The sequence below is a fragment of the Microbispora rosea genome, assembly GCF_900156315.1.
Lineage (GTDB): Bacteria > Actinomycetota > Actinomycetes > Streptosporangiales > Streptosporangiaceae > Microbispora > Microbispora rosea.
Genome location: NZ_FTNI01000071.1, coordinates 1 through 4,198, shown reverse-complemented (window position 1 = coordinate 4,198; position 4,198 = coordinate 1). Strand labels below are relative to the sequence as shown.

General features: G+C 70.7%; 2 protein-coding genes and 2 pseudogenes. 3 read left to right on the top strand and 1 reads right to left on the bottom strand.

Going from position 1 to position 4,198, the window contains the following annotated elements:
* The 3 genes and pseudogenes from BXA11_RS44245 to BXA11_RS40995 form a co-directional block, all read left to right on the top strand.
* A pseudogene (locus tag BXA11_RS44245) lies at positions 1-681 on the top strand (hypothetical protein); the annotation flags it as partial.
* 182 nt (positions 682-863) lie between these two features.
* Positions 864-1,802 (top strand): 4-(cytidine 5'-diphospho)-2-C-methyl-D-erythritol kinase, encoded by a 939-nt coding sequence (locus BXA11_RS41000; protein ID WP_076443334.1) that lies wholly within the window; start codon positions 864-866, stop codon positions 1,800-1,802.
* A gap of 12 nt (positions 1,803-1,814) precedes the next feature.
* Complete coding sequence (locus tag BXA11_RS40995; protein ID WP_076443333.1) at positions 1,815-3,623, top strand: ABC-F family ATP-binding cassette domain-containing protein; 1,809 nt, start codon at positions 1,815-1,817, stop codon at positions 3,621-3,623.
* A gap of 128 nt (positions 3,624-3,751) precedes the next feature.
* Here the strand turns inward: BXA11_RS40995 and BXA11_RS40990 are convergent.
* Positions 3,752-4,198: pseudogene (locus BXA11_RS40990) on the bottom strand (trypsin-like serine peptidase); the annotation flags it as partial.

The following is a 4,198-nucleotide window of genomic DNA, read 5'->3' as shown; positions in this document are numbered from 1 at the left end:
AAGGTCTACGTCAAGCGCGACGACTGGAAGAAGCTCAACCCCGAGGGCACTCCGGCCGACGGTCCCTTCAAGGAGGGCACCGGCGTCACGGACAGGGAGTACAGCTTCAAGCCGCGCGGCTGGGACGAGGGCAAGGCGTCCCGCGACGGTAGGGCGTTCTACCTGAAGAAGGGCGACAAGTACGTCGTCCGCACCTACTGGATCAACTACGACGTCGACTACCGCCTGACCGGCCGGGTTCTTTCGATCGGTCTGAAGGACGTCGGCACCCTCGGCTCCAACGTGGGCGGCCAGGGCCTGGCGTACAACCAGAAGATCGGCACGGGCATGTTCGTGTTCGGTTACCCGAGCGGCTCGCACCCGGACGGCAACTACGCTTTCTCCGGCAAGACCCTCAAGTGGTCGTACGGCAAGACCTTCAAGGCGGCTGCGCCGTCCATGAAGGCCGAGGAGCTGGTGGGCATCAAGTCCTCCTTCACCGGCGAGGGCTCCATCGGTTCCGCGTGGCTGTACCGCTACAGCAACACCAAGCGGCTCGGCTACCTCAACGGTGTGACCATCGCGGTCTCCGACACCGACGGCAACAAGCGCATCGACACCAGCGTTTCGCCGTACTTCGACGGTGAGACCCTGGCCGTCTACAAGACCGCCGCGGCCAACTGGTCCGGCAAGATCGTCTGATCGGTCATCGCGCACGCGAAGGGGCTCGGCGTCAGCCGGGCCCCTTTCCGCTGCCCGGGACATGCGCACCCGTGGCCGCCGCCGGATCTCCGGGGGGCGTGGGTGCCGCTAAGCTCGGGTCCCATGTCCAGGCAGTCCGGTCGCGGCGACGAGCGACGGCGACATGAGGCGGTGAGCGGGCGATGAGCGCGATCACGGTGCGCGTGCCGGCGAAGGTCAACCTCCAGCTCGCGGTCGGACCGCTGCGCGATGACGGCTATCACGACCTCGTGAACGTCTTCCACGCGGTCTCGCTGTTCGACGAGGTCACCGCCGCCGAGCCGCTCGATCCCGCCCCTGAGCGGGACCCCTCCGCCGCCCCGCTCAGGGTCAGGGTCGAGGGGGACCTCACGGGCGAGGTCCCGGTGAGCGACGACAACCTCGCCGTCCGGGCCGCGAGGGCGCTGGCCGACCGGGCGGGCCGCTCCTATCGGGCCGATCTGCTGATCCGGAAGTCGATCCCCGTGGCGGGCGGCATGGCCGGAGGGAGCGCCGACGCCGCGGCGGCGCTGGTGGCCTGCAACGAGCTGTGGGGCCTCGGCCTGCCCGTCGAGGACCTGATGGAGATCGCCGCCGACATCGGCAGCGACGTGCCGTTCGCGCTGCTCGGCGACACCGCCGTGGGCACCGGACGCGGCGAGCGGCTCGCCCCCCTGGAGACCGCCGGGGTCTTCCACTGGGTCTTCGCGCTCGCCGACGGCGGTCTGTCCACGCCGAGGGTGTACGGCGAGTGCGACCGGCTGCGCGAGGAGGCGGGGGTGGCCGCGCCCACGCCCGCGGTGAGCGAGGCCCTGCTCGCCGCCCTGCGCGAGGGCGACGCGACGGCGCTCGGGCAGGCCTTGTCCAACGATCTGCAGCCCGCGGCGCTGGCGCTGCGCCCCTCGCTCGCGGACACGCTCGCCGCCGGCCGTGAGCACGGAGCGCTCGGCGCGATCGTCTCCGGATCCGGCCCGACCTGCGCCTTTCTGACCGAGTCCGCCGAGCGGGCGCACGAGCTGGCCGCCCTGCTCAAGGACGTGGACGGCTGCAGGTCCGTCGTCACCGCCCACGGGCCCGTCCCCGGGGCCACCGTGGCCGGATAAGCTTTACGGGCGATGAATCTGGTCAATCTGGAGTCTGTCTCCCACGCCTTCGGGCCCAAGCCCCTGCTCGCCGACGTCTCTCTCGGACTGGAGGAGGGCGACCGGATCGGCGTCGTCGGCCGCAACGGCGGTGGCAAGACCACGCTCATCTCGATCATCGCCGGAACGCTGAAGCCCGACGGCGGCCGGGTCACCCACACTCGCGGGCTGCGCGTCGGCGCGCTCGCCCAGCGTGACCGGTTCGATCCGGACACAGCCGTGAAGGACATCGTCCTGGCCGGCCGGGCCGAGCACGAGTGGGCCGGCGACGCCGCGATCAGGGAGATCCTCGCCAACCTGCTCGCCGACATCGACCTCGCGGCTCCCGCGGGCGCGCTGTCGGGCGGGGAGCGTCGCCGTACGGCCCTGGCGCGGCTGCTGGTCGAGGAGCACGACCTGCTGATCCTCGACGAGCCCACGAACCACCTCGACATCGAGGCCATCGCCTGGCTCGCCGGGCATCTCGTCCAGCGCAAGTCGGCGCTGCTCGTCGTCACCCACGACCGGTGGTTCCTCGACGCCGTCTCCACCCGTACGTGGGAGGTCGTGGACGGCTCCGTCGAGCGATACGAGGGCGGCTACGCGGCGTACGTGCTGGCCAAGGCCGAGCGGGCGCGGATCGCGCAGGCCGCGGAGGAGCGCCGGCAGAACCTCATGCGCAAGGAGATCGCCTGGCTGCGGCGCGGCCCGCCGGCCCGGACTTCCAAGCCCAAGTTCCGGATCAACGCGGCCGAGGCGCTGATCGCGAACGAGCCGCCGCCGCGGGAGACCGTCGAGCTGCTGAGCTTCGCCTCGGCGCGGCTCGGCAAGACCGTCGCGGACCTGGAGGACGTGACGCTCCACGCGGGCGGCCCGGCGGAGGGTCCCTTGGTGCTCGACCACTGCACGTACCAGTTCGGCCCGGGGGACCGGATCGGCCTGATCGGCGTGAACGGCTCGGGCAAGTCGTCGGTGCTGCGCCTGCTGTCCGGCACGGTCGAGCCCGACTCCGGCCGCATGGTGCGCGGCAAGACGGTGAGGCTCGCCCACCTGTCGCAGGAGCTCGCCGAGCTGGACCCCGCGCGACGGGTGCTGGAGACGGTCGAGGAGATCCGCAAGTACGTCCAGGTGGGCAAGAAGGAGTGGTCGGCCTCCCAGCTGCTCGAACGCCTCGGCTTCCGGGGCGAGGCCCAGTGGAAGGTCGTCGGCGACCTGTCGGGCGGCGAGCGGCGGCGGCTGCAGCTCCTCCGACTGATCATGAACGAACCGAACGTGCTGCTGCTCGACGAGCCGACCAACGACCTCGACATCGAGACGCTCACCGAGCTGGAGGACCTCCTCGACAGCTGGCCGGGCACGCTCGTGGTGGTGAGTCACGACCGGTACTTCCTGGAGAGGGTGGCGGACCGCTGTGTCGCGCTCCTCGGGGACGGCAGGCTGTCGATGCTGCCCGGCGGCGTGGACGAATACCTGGAACGCCGTGCGGCGGGCGCCGCGTTGTCGGCCCGGGCGGCCTCCGCCCCGAGCGCTCCCGAGCGGGCCGGCCGGGACGACCAGCCGGCGCCGGACGGCGGGCTGTCCGCCAAGGAGCTGCGGGAGCTGCAGAAGGAGCTCAACCGGCTGGAACGGCAGATCGACAAGTTCGGCGAGCGTGAGGCGAAGCTGCACGCCGAGATGGCAGAGGCGGCGAGCGACTTCGAACGCCTGGCCACGCTCGACGCCGAGCTGCGGGAGATCGCCGCGCAGAAGGAGTCGGCCGAGCTCGAGTGGATGGCGGTGGCGGAGCGCCTCGAAGGCCAGTAGGCCGCCTAGAGCAATAGGGCGCTAGAGCGGTAGGGCGCCGTCGGCCGGTCACGGTCTCGACAGCGGTGATGCGAAGAACGAAAGGGGCCCGGCGCGCTGCCGGGCCCCTTCGCATGAGCGGTGGCGGATCAGACGATCTTGCCGGACCAGTTGTTCGCGGCGGTCTTGTACACGCCGTAGGTCTCGCCGTCGAAGTACGGGGAGACGCTGGTGTCGTAGCGCCTGTTGCCGTCGCGGTCGGCGACGCCGATGGTCACGCCGTTCAGGTAGCCGAGCCGCTTCGTGCTGCTGTAGCGGTACAGCCACGCCGAGCCGAGCGCGCCCTCACCGGTGAACGACGACTTGATGCCGACGAGCTCCTGCGCCTTGATGGTGGGGGAGCTGGCCTTGAAGGTCTTGCCGTACGACCACTTGAGGGTGCTGCCGGAGAAGGCGTGGTTGCCGTCCGGGTGCGAGCCGCTCGGGTAACCGAACACGAAGATGCCCGTGCCGATCTTCTGGTTGTACGCCAGGCCCTGGCCGCCCACGTTGGAGCCGAGGGTGCCGACGTCCTTCAGGCCGATGGAAAGGATCCG